The sequence below is a fragment of the Streptomyces sp. NPDC051684 genome (assembly GCF_044453445.1).
In the GTDB taxonomy this organism is placed as follows: domain Bacteria; phylum Actinomycetota; class Actinomycetes; order Streptomycetales; family Streptomycetaceae; genus Streptomyces.
Genome location: NZ_JBITCS010000035.1, coordinates 49,455 through 64,299 on the forward strand (window position 1 = coordinate 49,455; position 14,845 = coordinate 64,299).

14 protein-coding genes are annotated in these 14,845 nt (G+C 69.7%); 8 read left to right on the forward strand and 6 right to left on the reverse strand.

From position 1 onward, the window contains the following. The first annotated feature begins 46 nt into the window (after positions 1 to 46). Entirely contained in the window at positions 47 to 1,627 is a 1,581-nt protein-coding gene (locus ACIA8D_RS32795; protein ID WP_399237823.1) for a FadD3 family acyl-CoA ligase, read from the forward strand. A 13-nt stretch (positions 1,628 to 1,640) separates the two neighbouring features. Here ACIA8D_RS32795 and ACIA8D_RS32800 read toward each other — a convergent pair whose 3' ends face one another. Together ACIA8D_RS32800 and argS are read right to left on the reverse strand one after the other, a co-directional pair. Next, on the reverse strand, positions 1,641 to 2,006 hold the full coding sequence (locus ACIA8D_RS32800; RefSeq protein ID WP_399237824.1) for a PH domain-containing protein: 366 nt from the start codon (positions 2,004 to 2,006) through the stop codon (positions 1,641 to 1,643). Between the two features lie 22 nt (positions 2,007 to 2,028). Next, complete coding sequence (gene argS / locus ACIA8D_RS32805; protein ID WP_399237825.1) at positions 2,029 to 3,789, reverse strand: arginine--tRNA ligase; 1,761 nt, start codon at positions 3,787 to 3,789, stop codon at positions 2,029 to 2,031. 138 nt (positions 3,790 to 3,927) lie between these two features. Between argS and lysS the strand changes: the two genes are divergently transcribed. Beyond that, positions 3,928 to 5,751 carry a lysine--tRNA ligase gene (gene lysS / locus ACIA8D_RS32810; protein ID WP_399237826.1) on the forward strand — a complete coding sequence of 608 codons (1,824 nt, stop codon included), beginning with the start codon at positions 3,928 to 3,930 and terminating at the stop codon, positions 5,749 to 5,751. 64 nt (positions 5,752 to 5,815) lie between these two features. On the opposite strand, the gene ACIA8D_RS32815 is transcribed toward lysS, so the two are convergent. The 3 genes from ACIA8D_RS32815 to ACIA8D_RS32825 all read right to left on the reverse strand — a co-directional run bounded on the left by ACIA8D_RS32815 (position 5,816) and on the right by ACIA8D_RS32825 (position 9,011). Beyond that, entirely contained in the window at positions 5,816 to 7,051 is a 1,236-nt protein-coding gene (locus ACIA8D_RS32815) for a DUF2637 domain-containing protein (RefSeq protein WP_399237827.1), read from the reverse strand. A gap of 137 nt (positions 7,052 to 7,188) precedes the next feature. Beyond that, the gene (locus ACIA8D_RS32820; protein ID WP_399237828.1) at positions 7,189 to 8,001 is read right to left on the reverse strand and encodes a DUF3558 family protein; all 813 of its coding nucleotides are present in this window, start codon (positions 7,999 to 8,001) and stop codon (positions 7,189 to 7,191) included. A gap of 149 nt (positions 8,002 to 8,150) precedes the next feature. Next, positions 8,151 to 9,011, reverse strand: coding sequence for a DUF3558 domain-containing protein (locus tag ACIA8D_RS32825; protein WP_399237829.1), 861 nt, complete (start codon positions 9,009 to 9,011; stop codon positions 8,151 to 8,153). A 201-nt stretch (positions 9,012 to 9,212) separates the two neighbouring features. Here ACIA8D_RS32825 and ACIA8D_RS32830 point away from each other — a divergent pair, with 201 nt between their 5' ends. The 3 genes from ACIA8D_RS32830 (at position 9,213) to ACIA8D_RS32840 (ending at position 11,422) form a co-directional block, all read left to right on the forward strand. Next, positions 9,213 to 10,406 (forward strand): RtcB family protein, encoded by a 1,194-nt coding sequence (locus ACIA8D_RS32830; RefSeq protein WP_399237830.1) that lies wholly within the window; start codon positions 9,213 to 9,215, stop codon positions 10,404 to 10,406. 64 nt (positions 10,407 to 10,470) lie between these two features. After that, entirely contained in the window at positions 10,471 to 11,250 is a 780-nt protein-coding gene (locus tag ACIA8D_RS32835; RefSeq protein WP_399237831.1) for an SDR family NAD(P)-dependent oxidoreductase, read from the forward strand. Beyond that, on the forward strand, positions 11,228 to 11,422 hold the full coding sequence (locus tag ACIA8D_RS32840; RefSeq protein ID WP_399237868.1) for a hypothetical protein: 195 nt from the start codon (positions 11,228 to 11,230) through the stop codon (positions 11,420 to 11,422). Before ACIA8D_RS32835 ends, ACIA8D_RS32840 begins: the two co-directional genes overlap by 23 nt. A gap of 12 nt (positions 11,423 to 11,434) precedes the next feature. On the opposite strand, the gene ACIA8D_RS32845 is transcribed toward ACIA8D_RS32840, so the two are convergent. Continuing rightward, positions 11,435 to 12,250 (reverse strand): DUF6597 domain-containing transcriptional factor, encoded by an 816-nt coding sequence (locus ACIA8D_RS32845; protein WP_399237832.1) that lies wholly within the window; start codon positions 12,248 to 12,250, stop codon positions 11,435 to 11,437. 103 nt (positions 12,251 to 12,353) lie between these two features. On the opposite strand from ACIA8D_RS32845, the gene ACIA8D_RS32850 reads away from it, so the two are divergent. The 3 genes from ACIA8D_RS32850 (at position 12,354) to ACIA8D_RS32860 (ending at position 14,808) form a co-directional block, all read left to right on the forward strand. After that, positions 12,354 to 12,956 (forward strand): TIGR03086 family metal-binding protein, encoded by a 603-nt coding sequence (locus tag ACIA8D_RS32850; protein WP_399237833.1) that lies wholly within the window; start codon positions 12,354 to 12,356, stop codon positions 12,954 to 12,956. 107 nt (positions 12,957 to 13,063) lie between these two features. Then, complete coding sequence (locus tag ACIA8D_RS32855; RefSeq protein ID WP_399237865.1) at positions 13,064 to 14,155, forward strand: LLM class flavin-dependent oxidoreductase; 1,092 nt, start codon at positions 13,064 to 13,066, stop codon at positions 14,153 to 14,155. Continuing rightward, the gene (locus tag ACIA8D_RS32860) at positions 14,152 to 14,808 is read left to right on the forward strand and encodes a CE1759 family FMN reductase (RefSeq protein ID WP_399237834.1); all 657 of its coding nucleotides are present in this window, start codon (positions 14,152 to 14,154) and stop codon (positions 14,806 to 14,808) included. The genes ACIA8D_RS32855 and ACIA8D_RS32860 overlap by 4 nt, the downstream gene beginning before the upstream one ends. Positions 14,809 to 14,845 lie beyond the last annotated feature (37 nt).

Here is a 14,845-nt window from a genome sequence, read left to right on the forward strand (position 1 = left end):
GCTAATCTGACGGATAGTCAGCTACGGCGTTGTGGGAGGTCGTTCGATGCGTACGGATGCCGAGTGGGGAACGGTCCCGGAGCTGGTGCGGGATGCCGCCGAACGGTACGGCGAGCGCGAGGCCGTCGTCGAGGGCCGCACCCGGATCTCGTACGCGGAACTCGGCGAACGCGTCGAACGGGCCGCCGCCGCGTGCCTGGCCGCGGGCGTCGAAGCGGGGGACCGGATCGCGGTCTGGGCGCCGAACACCCTGGACTGGATCGTCTCGGCGCTCGGCGCCGTGAGCGCGGGAGCCGTCCTCGTACCGCTCAACACCCGCTTCAAGGGCGGCGAGGCCGCCGACATCCTGGCCCGCTCCCGGGCCCGCCTGCTGTTCGTCACGGGCACCTTCCTCGGCACCTCCTACGTCGCCTCGCTGCGCCGCGCACAGGAGGCGGGCGCCGAACTCCCCGACCTGGAACAGGTGGTGGTCTTCGGTGACGGCGCACCGGAGGGCCCCGGCTACCGCAGCTGGAAGGACTTCCTGGCCGCCGGGGACAAGGTCACGACCGCCGAGGTCCGCGCACGCTCCGCCGCCGTCGAGGCCACCGCGCCCTCGGACATCATCTTCACCTCGGGCACCACGGGCCGCCCCAAGGGCGCCGTCATCACCCACGCCCAGACCCTGCGCGGCTACGAGATCTGGGCCGAACTCGCGGGCCTGCGCGAGGGCGACCGCTATCTGATCGTGAACCCGTTCTTCCACACCTTCGGCTACAAGGCCGGGGTCCTCGCCTGCCTGATGCGCGGCGCGACGATGGTGCCGCAGCCCGTCTTCAACGTCGACACGGCCCTCGCCAACATCGCCTCCGAGCGCATCTCGGTGCTGCCCGGCCCGCCCACGCTCCACCAGTCCCTGCTCGACCACCCCTCGCGCGACTCCCACGACCTGTCGGCGTTGCGGCTCGTCGTGACCGGCGCCGCGGTCGTCCCGCTGCGCCTGGTGGAACGGCTGCGCGGCGAACTCGGCGTGGCCACGGTCCTCACCGCGTACGGGCTCTCCGAGGCCAGCGGCATCGCCACCATGTGCCGCCGCGGCGACCCGGCCGAGGTGATCGCCGAGACCTCGGGGCGGGCGATACCGGGCACCGAGGTCCGCGTCGAGTCGGCCGCTCCCGGGGAGCCGGGCGAGGTCCTGGTCCGCGGCTTCAACGTCATGCGCGAGTACTTCGAGGACCCCGCCGCCACGGCCGAGACCATCACCCCGGACGGCTGGCTGCGCACCGGCGACGTCGGGATCATGGACGCGGCCGGCAACCTGCGCATCACCGACCGCATCAAGGACATGTTCATCGTCGGCGGCTTCAACGCCTACCCGGCCGAGATAGAGCAACTCCTCGGCCTGCACCCGGCGGTCGCCGACGTCGCCGTCGTCGGCGTCCCGGACGGCCGCCTCGGCGAGGTCGGCAGGGCGTACGTGGTCCGCAGGCGCGGCGGCGTCCTCACCGAGGACGACCTCATCGCCTGGGCACGCCGCGAAATGGCGAACTACAAGGTCCCCCGGTCCGTCGAGTTCGTGACGGAACTCCCGCGCAACGCCTCCGGCAAGGTGGTCAAGGGCGAACTGCGGGCCGCGCGCCGCCCCTGACCTCCGGGCCCCGTCAGTGCGCGACGAACTGCGTCAGGATCGCCTGCACCTCGTAGATGTCGACCCCCTTGGTGAAGGTCTTCTCGATCGGCACCGCGTTCCCCGAGATCCAGATCTTGAGCTCGGCGTCCAGATCGAAGTGACCGGCCGTCTCCACGGCGAAGTGGGAGATGCTGCGGTACGGCACCGAGTGGTACTCGACCTTCTTGCCCGTCATCCCCTGCTTGTCGATGAGGATCATGCGCCGGTCCGTGAGCAGGATCGCGTCACGTATCAACTGATAGGCGCCGTATATCCGCTCGCCCTGGCCGAGCAGCCGCCCGTAGTCCTGCGCGGCCTTCGCCGGGTCGATCGGATGAGCGTTGCCGAACAGTGCCATGAGGCCCCCCTCGTGTGTGATGTCAGAGCTTCTCGGGCGTGCGAATGCCGAGCAGCGCCATGCCCCGGTGCAGCGTCCGCGCCGTCAGGTCGCACAGGAACAGCCGGTTCTCCACCTGCTGCGCCGAATCCGCCTTCAGGACCGGGCACTTGTCGTAGAACGTCGTGTACAGCGACGCCAGCTGGTACAGGTACGCGGCCAGCTTGTGCGGCGCGTACTCGGCGGCCGCCTCGAAGACCGTGTCCCCGAACGCGTCCAGGTGCAGGCCAAGGGCACGCTCCGCCGGAGCCAGCTCCAGCTCCGCGTGCGCGGCAGGCTTCGCCTCGCCCGCCTTGCGCAGGATCGACTGGATACGGGCGTACGCGTACTGCAGGTACACCGACGTGTCGCCGTTCAGCGACACCATCTGGTCCAGGTCGAACTTGTAGTCGCGGTTCGGCGACGTCGACAGGTCCGCGTACTTCACCGCGCCGATGCCGACCTGCGCGGCCCGCTCCTGGATCTCGTCCTCGGTGAGGTCCCGCGCCTTCTCCCGCACGACCTCGGCGGCACGCTGCACCGCCTCGTCGAGCAGGTCCTCCAGGCGCACCGTCTCACCCGCACGTGTCTTGAACGGCTTGCCGTCCGCGCCGAGCACCGTGCCGTACGCCATGTTGTGCGCCGTCACGTCGTCGGACAGCCAGCCCGCGCGCCGCGCCGTCTCGAAGACCATCTTGAAGTGCAGCGACTGGCGCACGTCCACGACGTACAGCAGCGAGGTGGCGTCCAGGTCCTGGACGCGGTTGCGGATCGCGGTGAGGTCGGACGCCGCGTAGCCGAAGCCGCCGTCCGCCTTCTGCACGATCAGCGGCACCGGCTGGTCGTCCTTGCCCTTGATGTCGTCGAAGAAGACGACGAGCGCACCCTCCGAGCGGACCGCGACGCCCGACTCCTCCAGGAGGCGGGCCGTCTCCGGCATCCCGTCGTTGTACGCCGACTCACCGACGATCTCGTCGTCCCGGATCTCCATGTCGAGCTTCTCGAAGACCGAGTAGAAGTAGACCTTCGACTCGTCGACGAACCGCTGCCACAGCTCCAGGGTCTCCTTGTCGCCGGACTGCAGGTCCACGACCCGCTTGCGGGCCCGCTCCTTGAAGTCCTCGTCCGCGTCGAAGACCGCACGCGACGCCTTGTAGATCCGGTTCAGCGTCGACATGGCTTGCTCGCCGTCGGCGTCCGCACCGGCCGCCGGCAGCTCCTCCGGGTGCTCGATCACGTACTGGATCAGCATGCCGAACTGCGTGCCCCAGTCGCCGATGTGGTGCCGGCCGATCGTCTTCTCGCCCGTGAAGTCGAGCATGCCGCGCAGCGCGTCACCGATCACGGCGGAGCGCAGGTGACCGACGTGCATCTCCTTCGCCACGTTCGGCTGCGCGTAGTCGATCACCGTCGTACCGGGGACGTCCTTCAGCGGCACACCGAGCCGGTCCGTGTCGGCGGCGCGCGCCGCGAGCGTGTCGGTGATCGCCTTGTCGGTGACCGTCACGTTCAGGAAGCCGGGGCCCGAGACCTCGACGTCGGCGATCAGCTCACCGTTCGTGATCTTCTCGACGACCTGCGTCGCCAGCTCCCGCGGGTTCGCCTTCGCCTTCTTGGCGAGGGCGAGGATCCCGTTCGCCTGGAAGTCCGCCCGGTCGCTACGTCGCAGCAGCGGGTCCGCGCCGCCGGCCTCCGGCAGGGCGGAAGTCAGGGCGTCGGCGAGGCGTGCGTTGACGGAGGCGGTGATGGACGGGACCGGGGCCATGGGTAAGGGCTGCCGTTCTGGTCGGGGCTGGGTTGAAAGAGTCACGGCCAGTATCCCACGGGGGCGCAAAGCGTTTGTTCGGCGCGAGCGCACCCCCGCCGACAACGCGTTTTACCCCAGCCGCGAGTAACTGGGACAATGGCAGCGCGCGGAGTACCGCCGCGTGTCCCCGAAGCAGGAGAGAAGGACGAGCCGACAGTGGCCCAGAGCACCGGAGCGGAGACCCCAGAGAACGCGGACTGGGTCTCCCGATACGCGGACGATGTCATCGCCGAGTCCGAGCGTCGTGCCCCCGGCAAACCGGTCGTCGTCGCCTCCGGCCTCTCCCCGTCCGGCCCGATCCACCTCGGCAACCTCCGCGAGGTCATGACCCCGCACCTCGTCGCCGACGAGATCCGCCGCCGCGGATACACCGTGCGCCACCTCATCTCCTGGGACGACTTCGACCGCTACCGCAAGGTGCCGAACGGGGTGCCCGGCACCGACGAGTCCTGGGCCGAGCACATCGGCAAGCCGCTCACGTCCGTGCCCGCACCGGCCGGATCCGCGTACCCGAACTGGGCGGAGCACTTCAAGGCCGCCATGGTCGAGGCCCTCGGTGAGATGGGCGTCGAGTTCGACGGCATCAGCCAGACCGAGCAGTACCAGGCCGGCACGTACCGCGAGCAGATCCTGCACGCGATGAAGCACCGCGGCGACATCGACGCGATCCTCGACCAGTACCGCACCAAGAAGGACCCCGCCAAGGGCCCGAAGAAGCAGCAGAACCAGAAGCCCCTCGACGAGGCCGAGCTGGAGGCCGCCGAGGGCTCCGGCGCCGCGTCCGAGGACGACGGCAGCGGCGGCGCGGGCGGCTACTACCCGTACAAGCCGTTCTGCGGCCAGTGCGGCAAGGACCTCACCACCGTCACCTCGTACGACGACGACACCACCGAGCTGTCCTACACCTGCACGCTCGACGGCTTCACCGAGACCGTCCTGCTGTCCGAGTTCAACCGCGGCAAGCTGGTCTGGAAGGTCGACTGGCCGATGCGCTGGGCCTTCGAGGGCGTGATCTTCGAGCCGTCGGGTGTCGACCACTCGTCGCCGGGTTCGTCGTTCCAGGTCGGCGGCCAGATCGTCGGCAAGATCTTCGGCGGCAAGCAGCCGATCGGCCCCATGTACGCCTTCGTCGGCATCTCCGGCATGGCCAAGATGTCGTCCAGCAAGGGCGGCGTCCCCACCCCCGGCGACGCCCTCCAGATCATGGAGCCGCAGCTGCTGCGCTGGCTCTACGCCCGCCGCAGGCCCAACCAGTCCTTCAAGATCGCCTTCGACCAGGAGATCCAGCGGCTCTACGACGAGTGGGACAAGCTCAACGCGAAGGTCGCCGACGGCACCGTGCTGCCCGCCGACGCCGCCGCGCACAGCCGCGCCGTCGGCGTCGCCGGCCGCGAACTGCCCCGCACCCCGCGCCCGCTGCCCTACCGCACCCTCGCCTCCGTCGCCGACGTCACCGCCGGCGACGAGGAGCAGACCCAGCGGATCCTCTCCGAACTCGACCCGGCGAACCCGGTCACCGACCTGGACACCGTCCGCCCCCGGCTCGACAAGGCCGAGGCCTGGATCACCAAGTACGTGCCCGCCGAGTCCCGCACCATCGTGCGCACCGAGCCCGACGCCGAGGCGCTCGCCGCGCTCGACGAACAGGGCCGCGAATCCATCCGCCTCCTCCTGGCCGGACTGGACGAGCACTGGTCGCTCGACGGACTCACCCACCACGTCTACGGCGTTCCCAAGGTGCAGGCCGGCTTCCCCGCCGACGCCACCGCCAAGGAACTCCCCGCCGAGATCAAGGTCGCCCAGCGCTCGTTCTTCGCGCTGCTCTACCACCTGCTCGTCGGCCGTGACACCGGGCCGCGACTGCCCACGCTGCTCCTCGCCGTCGGCGCGGACCGCGTGCGCAAGCTGCTCGGGGCGTAACGGGCAACCGGACACGCGTGAGGGGCGGCACCGGATCGGATCCGGTGCCGCCCCTCACGCGTGCCTATGCCTCGCTCATCATGTCCTGCTCGAAGCGGACCGCGAACTGGTTCATGTACCGGTTCACCTCTTCCGCCGTCAGCCGCACCCCGTACTGTGCCTCCACGTTCGCCGCGAACGCCCTCGGCGTCGGCAGCCCCTCGCCCTCTATCGAGCCGCGGAACACCTGATACAGCTCGTCGTCCGTCGGATGCTCGACCAGTTCCGGCGCGCCCTCACCCAACGGCCGCGTCCCGCCCGCCCCGTTGGGCACCGGGAACTCCTCCGGCTCCAGCTCGGGCTGGGGCTGGGGCTGGGGAGCACGCGGCGCCGGCACCGGGGCCTGCTGGGCCGGCGGCTGCGGCTCCGGTTCGGGCCCCGGCTCCGGATGCTGCTGCGGCTGCGGCTCGAAGGACGGGTCGTAATCCCCGCGGTACTCCTTCGGCCGCGGCTCGGCGAACCACTGGCTCGGCGCCTCCTCCACCACTGCCTGCGCCACCGGCGGACGCTCCACGGGCCCGCGCTCCAGCTCCGGCGCCGACACCCGCGGCGCCGCCGGCAGCAGCGGCGCCTCGATGCCCGCCGCCGCGAGGCCCTCCGGCGCCGTCTGCGCCAGCGGCACCCCGTACCGGGCGAGCCGCAGTGGCATCAGCGACTCCACCGGAGCCTTCCGCCGCCACGCCCGCCCGAACCGCGAACGCAGCCGCGCCTGATACACCAGACGCTCCTGCTCCAGCTTGATGACCTCGTCGTACGAACGCAGCTCCCACAGCTTCATCCGCCGCCACAGAAGGAACGTCGGCAGCGGGGACAGCAGCCACCGCGTGATCCGCACACCCTCCATGTGCTTGTCCGCCGTGATGTCCGCGATCCGCCCGATCGCATGCCGGGCCGCCTCCACGGCCACCACGAACAGCACCGGAATCACCGCGTGCATACCGGTGCCCAACGGATCCGGCCAGGCCGCCGCACCGTTGAACGCGATCGTCGCCGCCGTCAGCAGCCACGCCGTCTGCCGCAGCAACGGGAACGGAATCCGGATCCACGTCAGCAGCAGATCCAGCGCGAGGAGCACACAGATACCGGCGTCGATACCGATCGGGAAGACGTACGAGAAGTCGCCGAAGCCCTTTTGCAGGGCCAACTCCCGCACAGCGGCGTACGAACCGGCGAAACCGATCGCGGCGATGACCACCGCACCCGCGATGACCACCCCCACGAGTATCCGGTGCGTCCGTGTCAGCTTCAGTGGCGCGGCCACTCCACTTCCCCTCCAAGTTCCGGCTGTTGCGGCCAACAGACTGGCACATGCACGGGCAGGGGCGCGGGCCGGTACGTGCGGAAGCCCGGCTCCCCAAGGGGGAACCGGGCTTCCGACAGGAGGTCAGCGGGGTGCGGTCACGCGCCCTTCTTCGACTCCTTGGACTCCGAGGCGGACGCCGACGGCTTCGCCGAACCACCGGCGTCACCGTCCTTGCCGGACCCGCCCTTGGCGGACTCGATGACCTTGGCCGCCGCTTCCTTCGCCGCCTTCTGCGCGTCCTTCGACAGCGAGCTCGCGGCCGGGGCGTCCTCGCCCGCGAGACCCGAACCGTTGTAGTCGACCGTCACCACGACGTTGTCCACGCGCGAGACGATCGTCTGCTGCTTGGACGTGACGTCGTCCTTCTTGTCCTTGTACTTCCGGTCGTAGCTGATCTGCGTCGCCTCGTCGCCCGTCTTGGACACCGGCTCCGTCTTGACGCCCTTCGCGCCCTTGGTCGCCTTGGCGTCCTCGACCTGCTTCGCGTAGTAGGCCTTGGCCAGCTTGTCGGCGCTGCCCCGGTTCACGTCCGAGTCGAAACGGAGCATCGACACATTGAGCCAGCGGAACTGCGAGCCCTTCACGCCGTTGTTGTCCAGGCTCGACCAGGAGCAGCTCGCACGCGTCGACTCGTCGTCGGACGCGCCGGCCTTGCTCTCGCCCTTCGGAACCAGGTCCTTCAGGGTGCTCTTCGAGAACGCGTCGCAGGCCTGCGGCAGCTCCTTGTACGTCGCGGGCGCGACCTTCTTCGCCTTGGCGCCCGAGGCCGACGCCGAGGCCTTCGCCTGCGCGTCGTCCTTCGCGCTGTCGGAACCGGAACCGGACGAGCAGCCGGCTACGACGAGAACCGCAGGCACAGCGGCCGCGCAGACAAGGGTGCGGGTGAGTCGCTTGGTCGGACGGTGCATGGTTCCTTCACTAGGACGCTGACAGGGCCACGGCCTCGCCACGTGAAGACCATTCGACCTTCACGAGTGGGGCTCGATGGGTCACCGTACGCCGTGCCCGACGCGCGCGTCTCGCCTTCACCATGCCATCGCGCTGTGCCCGAATGCCCCTAATCGCCGAACTTGCCGACCAGGTTCCCGGCCAGATTTCGCGCTGTGTCCTGCATTTCCTTGCTGTCCGGCACCTTCTCGGCGGCCGCCGTCTGCACCTCGTACTGGACGGTCACCAACACATTCGACGTGCGGAACGCCACAGTCACCGTGCGGTGCCGACCGGTCGTCGGGCCCGCCAGCACGTCGTCCACGAACGCCTCGTCACCGAGGTCGTCGAGCAGCCGCGGCTGAAGATCCGCGGGGGACGCGGAGGGGGAGCCGCTGTCGGAGTCGGAAGGGGGCGGAGAGTCCGAAGTGTCGGAATCATCCGCACTCTTGGAAGGGGAGGGTGAGGCGCTGTCGGACGGCTCGTCCGACGCGGCCTTCGAGGCCGAGGCCGACGCCTCCGACGCCACCGGCTCCGGCAGATCCGCCGCATCCACCTTCGACGCGAACACCGACGCCGCGCGGTCGTCGTCGCTCACCGCCGTGTCGTACGACACCACCCGCTCGAAGTCGAGGCTCAGACGATGCGTGCCACCCCGGGCCGAATCGTCCTTCCACCGGCACCCGACCCGGCGATCCGTGTCGTACGTGACCGTGGCCGTGCCCTCGTACGCCTTCTCGCGCTGCTCCGCGTCCGGGAGCCGCTTGATGCCGGGGAGCATCTCGTTCAGCGTGTCCTGGCCCGGCTGGCCGCACGGCTCGGGCAGCGTCCGGTACTTGCCCGGCTCCGCGGTCGACGCGGTGGCGCTCGGCCCGCCGGGCTTCGAGTCGTCGGTACCGCCGTCGCTGTCGGAGCCGCTGGTGCAGCCGGCGAGCACGGCCGCGAGGAGCGCGGCGACACCCGGTACGAACGCGTACGACTTCCGCTGCACCCTGAGGCTCCTCTCGGCGCCTTGCGCCTGGTTAATCGGTTGCCGCGGTGGGGCGGCCAATGGGCACTATGTCTATCGCACGCGCCGCCGTGGACGCCGGTCCGGCATCCGATTTGCCGCCCTGGCGACGGTATTTGCGCTACATCCATTTCGCTCGCTTCACCACTTCAGGTCCAACTCATCCAATCCTCGGGGGATTTCATGTCATACGTAGAGGTACCGGGCGCCAAGGTCCCGATCCGCATGTGGGCCGACCCGGCCACGGTGGACCCGGGCGCGCTCCAGCAGCTCCAGAACGTGGCGACGCTGCCCTGGATCAAGGGCCTGGCCGTCATGCCCGACGTCCACTACGGAAAGGGCGCCACGGTCGGCTCGGTGATCGCGATGCAGGGCGCGGTCTGCCCGGCGGCGGTCGGCGTCGACATCGGCTGCGGCATGAGCGCGGTGAAGACGTCCCTGACGGCCAACGACCTCCCGGGTGACCTGTCGCGACTGCGGTCGAAGATCGAGCAGGCGATTCCGGTGGGGCGGGGGATGCATGACGAGCCGGTGGATCCTGGGCGGCTGCACGGGTTCGCCACGGCGGGGTGGGACGACTTCTGGGGGCGGTTCGACGGGGTCGTCGATGCGGTGAAGTTCCGGGAGGGGCGGGCCGTGAAGCAGATGGGAACGCTTGGATCCGGAAATCACTTTGTGGAAGTTTGTGTAGATATGTCCGATTTGGTCTGGCTCATGCTGCACTCCGGTTCCCGCAACATCGGCAAGGAACTGGCGGACCATCACATCGGCGTCGCGCAGGGCCTGTCGCACAACCAGAACCTGGTCGACCGGGACCTGGCCGTGTTCATCGCGGAGACCCCGCAGATGGCGGCGTACCGCAACGACCTGTTCTGGGCGCAGGAGTACGCCAAGTACAACCGCTCGATCATGATGGCGCTCTTCAAGGACGTGATCCGCAAGGAGTTCAAGAAGGCGAAGCCGACGTTCGAGCCGGAGATCAGTGCTCACCACAACTACGTGAGCGAAGAGCGGTACGACGGGGTGGACCTCCTCGTGACCCGCAAGGGAGCGATCCGCGCGGGCTCCGGCGAGTACGGGATCATCCCCGGCTCCATGGGCACGGGCTCGTACATCGTGAAGGGCCTCGGCAACGCGGCGTCCTTCAACTCCGCGTCGCACGGGGCAGGCCGGAAGATGAGCCGGAACGCCGCGAAGAAGCGCTTCTCGACGCGCGACCTGGAGGAGCAGACGCGGGGCGTGGAGTGCCGCAAGGACTCCGGCGTCGTGGACGAGATCCCGGGCGCGTACAAGCCGATCGAGCAGGTCATCGACCAGCAGCGCGACCTTGTGGAGGTCGTGGCCAAGCTCAAGCAGGTCGTCTGTGTGAAGGGCTGACCCGAGGGGGCCGCGCGTACCCTGGGCCTTGGTTCAGATCGTCGCCGAAAGGTAGGGCAAGACCATGGCCCCGGCCCCCGCATCCCGTATTGCCGTCGTCACGGGTGCCAGCAGTGGCATCGGTGCCGCTACCGCTCGGCGGCTGGCGGCCGAGGGGTATCGCGTGGTGCTCACGGCTCGTCGGGAGGACCGGATCGAGGCGGTTGCCAAGGAGATCACGGCTGCCGGGCACGATGCCGTCGCGTTCGCGTTGGACGTGACCGATCGGGCCGCCGTCGACGAGTTCGCTTCGGCGTTCAAGACCATTGGTGTGCTGGTCAACAATGCCGGGGGTGCCTTGGGCGCCGATCCCGTTGCCACCGGGGACCCGGATCAGTGGCGGCAGATGTACGAGACGAACGTCATCGGCACGCTCAATGTCACGCAGGCGCTGCTGCCTGCGCTCACGGCGAGTGGGGACGGGACCGTGGTGGTGCTGTCGTCGACCGCCGGGCACGGGACCTATGAGGGTGGCGGCGGGTACGTCGCCGCCAAGCACGGGGAGCATGTGCTCGCCGAGACGTTGCGGCTTGAGATCGTCGGGACGCCCGTGCGGGTCATCGAGGTCGCGCCGGGGATGGTGAAGACCGACGAGTTCGCGCTGACCCGGTTCGGCGGGGACGAGGCGAAGGCCGCCAAGGTGTACCAGGGCGTGGCCGAGCCGTTGAGCGCGGACGACGTCGCCGACACGATCGGCTGGGCCGTGACCCGGCCGCCGCACGTGAACATCGACCTGCTGGTGGTGCGGCCGCGTGCGCAGGCGTCCAATACGAAGGTGCATCGTGAGCAGCCCCACCAGTCCTGAGCGGCCGGACTCACCGGATCCGCTGGACGTGCTTCAGCGGGAGTACGACGACCGGCGGCTCGCCGAGGAGAAGCGCGGCGAGCGGTACATGTGGTGGTACCTGGGGTACTTCCTGTTCGGGATTCACATCGTCGCGTTCGTGATGATCTACGCGATCAAGCACGCCAATTAGCCGGCTGGTCGACTAGCCCGCGTACGCCGTCGGTGGCACGCCCACCGTCGCCGTGAAGTCGCGGACGAGGTGGGCCTGGTCCGCGTAGCCGAGGTCGGCGGCGAGGGCGGCCCAGTCGATGTCGCGGCGGGCGGCGGCCGTCTCCACGGCCTCGTGGATGCGGTAGCGCAGGATGCACCACTTGGGGCTGACGCCGACGTACGCGTGGAAGAGGCGCTGGAGCGAGCGCACGGTCATGCCCTCGGCCTGCGCGAAGTCGGCCACGCGGCGCACTCCGCGGTCGGCCCGTATGCGGTCGACCAGGCCGATCGCGAGTTCGGCCTGCGGGTCGGGTTCGGCGGGGGCGAGGGGGAGCAGATACGCGTCGAGGGCGGCGATCCGCTCGGTGTCGTCCGTGATGTCGGTGGAGGAGAGGATGGCCGCCGGGTCCGTGGCCGGGAAGACCTCCTCGTAGGGCAGGACACGGCCCGTCCACCGGGAGACCGGCGCGTCGGGCGCGAACGGGCGGAAGGCGCCCGGCCGGAATTTCACCCCGCACACCCTGCCCCGCCCGTGGATCTTGCGCGTGTAGAGCCCGGGCGCGGCGACGCCGGTCAGCTCCCCGTACGGCGGCTCGTCGACATCGTCCTGCTGGAAGGTGAGGTGCACGGACGGGTGGGGCAGCACGTGCGACGCGTACGGCTCCGGCAGGTCCCAGTCGATGAACCAGTAGTGCTCGACGTGCCGGCGCAGCGGCTCCGCGGGCTCGTGGTGGCGCAGCCGCACGCGCGTGAGCAGCGCGGTCGGTTCGACGATCCCGCGGGTGTCGGGGCGGCGGTCCTGTGACATGGGGAGAGCGTAGAGCGGGGCACTGACAGTGGCCGTGGCGTCGCGCGCGTCGAACGTCGTGTTTCTTCAAGCCGGGCGGGGCCCGTGCTCGTAGCGTCGAGGTATGGACACGAACGAGAAGCAGACGCAGGAACAGTCGCAGACGAAGCCCCTCGGTGGGCTGCTCGCCACGGCCGCCTCCCGGGCCGTCCCGGTCGTCAGCGGTATCGAGGACAAGGCCCTCGACGCCCGTACGCCGTGCGCGGACTACGACGTGAAGGCCCTGGTCAACCATGTTCTGCACGTGATCGTCGAGTTTCAGGAGCTGGCGGTGAAGCGGGACTCCGACTTCTCCTCGGCGCCGGACTACGTGGCGGAGGGCGGCTGGCGGGAGCGGTTCGCCGCGGAGGCGGACGCGCTCGTGGAGGCGTGGTCGATGCCGGGTGCGGAGGAGGGGACGACCGGCGCGATGAACATGCCGGCGCGGCTCGTCGGCGGGATGGCCCTGCTGGACCTGACGGTGCACGCCTGGGATCTGGCGCGGGCGACGGGCCAGGAGTACGGGGCCGATCCCGAGGTGGTGGCGGAGCTGGCGGCAGCGGTGGATCAGCTGGCGCCGACGGCCCGCTCGATGGGTGTGTTCGGGGCGGCGGTTCCGGTGGACGCGCACGCGGATCCGTTCGCGCGGATGCTCGCCGCCACGGGCCGGGATCCGTACGGGGAGTAGGGGACAGGAGAGGGCCGGGCCGGTCGGGAATAGCTCGCGTCGGCGCATCGTTCGGCAGGTATAGTTGAAGCGTCAACAACCTGCGGAAGGTGAGCAAGGTGAGCAGCATGCAGTTCGGGATCTTCACCGTCGGTGACGTCACCGTGGACCCGACGACCGGACGCGCGCCGAGCGAGCACGAGCGCATCAAGGCGATGCTCGCCATCGCGGGGAAGGCGGAGGAGGTCGGCCTGGACGTCTTCGCGACCGGCGAGCACCACAACCCGCCGTTCGTCCCGTCCTCGCCGACGACGATGCTCGGCCACATCGCGGCCCGCACCGAGAACCTGATCCTGTCCACGTCGACGACGCTGATCACGACGAACGACCCGGTGAAGATCGCCGAGGACTTCGCGATGCTCCAGCACGTCGCGGACGGCCGGGTCGACCTGATGATGGGCCGCGGCAACACCGGCCCGGTGTATCCGTGGTTCGGCAAGGACATCCGCGACGGCATCGACCTGGCCATCGAGAACTACGCGCTGCTGCGCCGCCTGTGGGACGAGGACGTGGTGACCTGGAAGGGCAAGTTCCGCACACCGCTCCAGTCCTTCACCTCGACCCCGCGTCCGCTGGACGGTGTCGCGCCGTTCGTCTGGCACGGCTCCATCCGCTCGCCGGAGATCGCCGAGCAGGCCGCGTACTACGGCGACGGCTTCTTCCACAACAACATCTTCTGGCCCATGAGCCACACCAAGCAGATGGTGAACCTGTACCGGCAGCGCTACGCCGACTATGGGCACGGCACGCCTGAGCAGGCGATCGTCGGCCTCGGTGGCCAGGTCTTCATGCGCCGCAACTCGCAGGACGCGGTGCGGGAGTTCCGTCCGTACTTCGACAACGCGCCGGTGTACGGCCACGGTCCGTCCCTGGAGGAGTTCACCTCGCAGACGCCGCTGACGGTCGGCTCGCCGCAGCAGGTCATCGAGCGGACCCTGTCGTTCCGTGACCACGTGGGCGACTACCAGCGACAGTTGTTCCTCATGGACCACGCGGGGCTGCCGCTCAAGACGGTCCTGGAGCAGCTCGACCTGCTGGGCGAGGAGGTCGTGCCGGTGCTGCGAAAGGAGTTCGCGAACAAGCGGCCGGCGAACGTGCCGGACGCGCCCACGCACGCCGTGCGGGTCGCGGCGGCCGCTTCGGAAGGGAGTGCGAAGTGAAGCTCGTCGTCGTCTCGGCGGGGCTGAGTTCCCCGTCGTCCACCCGGCTGCTGGCCGATCGGCTGGCAGCCGCGACCACGGAGCGGGTGGACGCCGAGGTCGAGGTGCTGGAGCTGCGTGACTACGCCACGGATATCGCGCAGCACTTCGTGACCGGGTTTCCGCCCGCCCGGCTGGCCGCCGCGCTGGACGCGGTGGCGGCGGCGGACGCTCTGATCGCGGTCACGCCGGTCTTCTCGGGCTCGTACAGCGGCCTGTTCAAGTCGTTCTTCGACCTGATCGACAAGGACGCGCTGACCGGGAAGCCGGTGCTGGTGGGAGCGACGGGCGGCACGGCCCGCCACTCGCTGGTGACCGAGCACGCGCTGCGCCCGCTGTTCACGTACCTGCGGGCGGTCGTGCTTCCCACGGCGGTGTACGCGGCGTCGGAGGACTGGGGCGAGGAGGGCCTCGCGTCCCGGATCGAGCGGGCGGGCGGGGAGCTGGCGCGGCTCGTGACTCCGTCGGCCGCGGTGTCTCCTGACGTCGACGTCGATACGTCGGTGGCGATCGCCCCGCGCTCGTTGCACGGGGCCGTCACCTCCGTGGACCCGGCCGACGGCTTCGAGGTCGTCCCGTTCGCGGACCGCCTGGAGGCCCTCCGGGTGAGCTGACCTGTGGCGGGGCCGGGCATTCGAGCCCCTGTGGCGA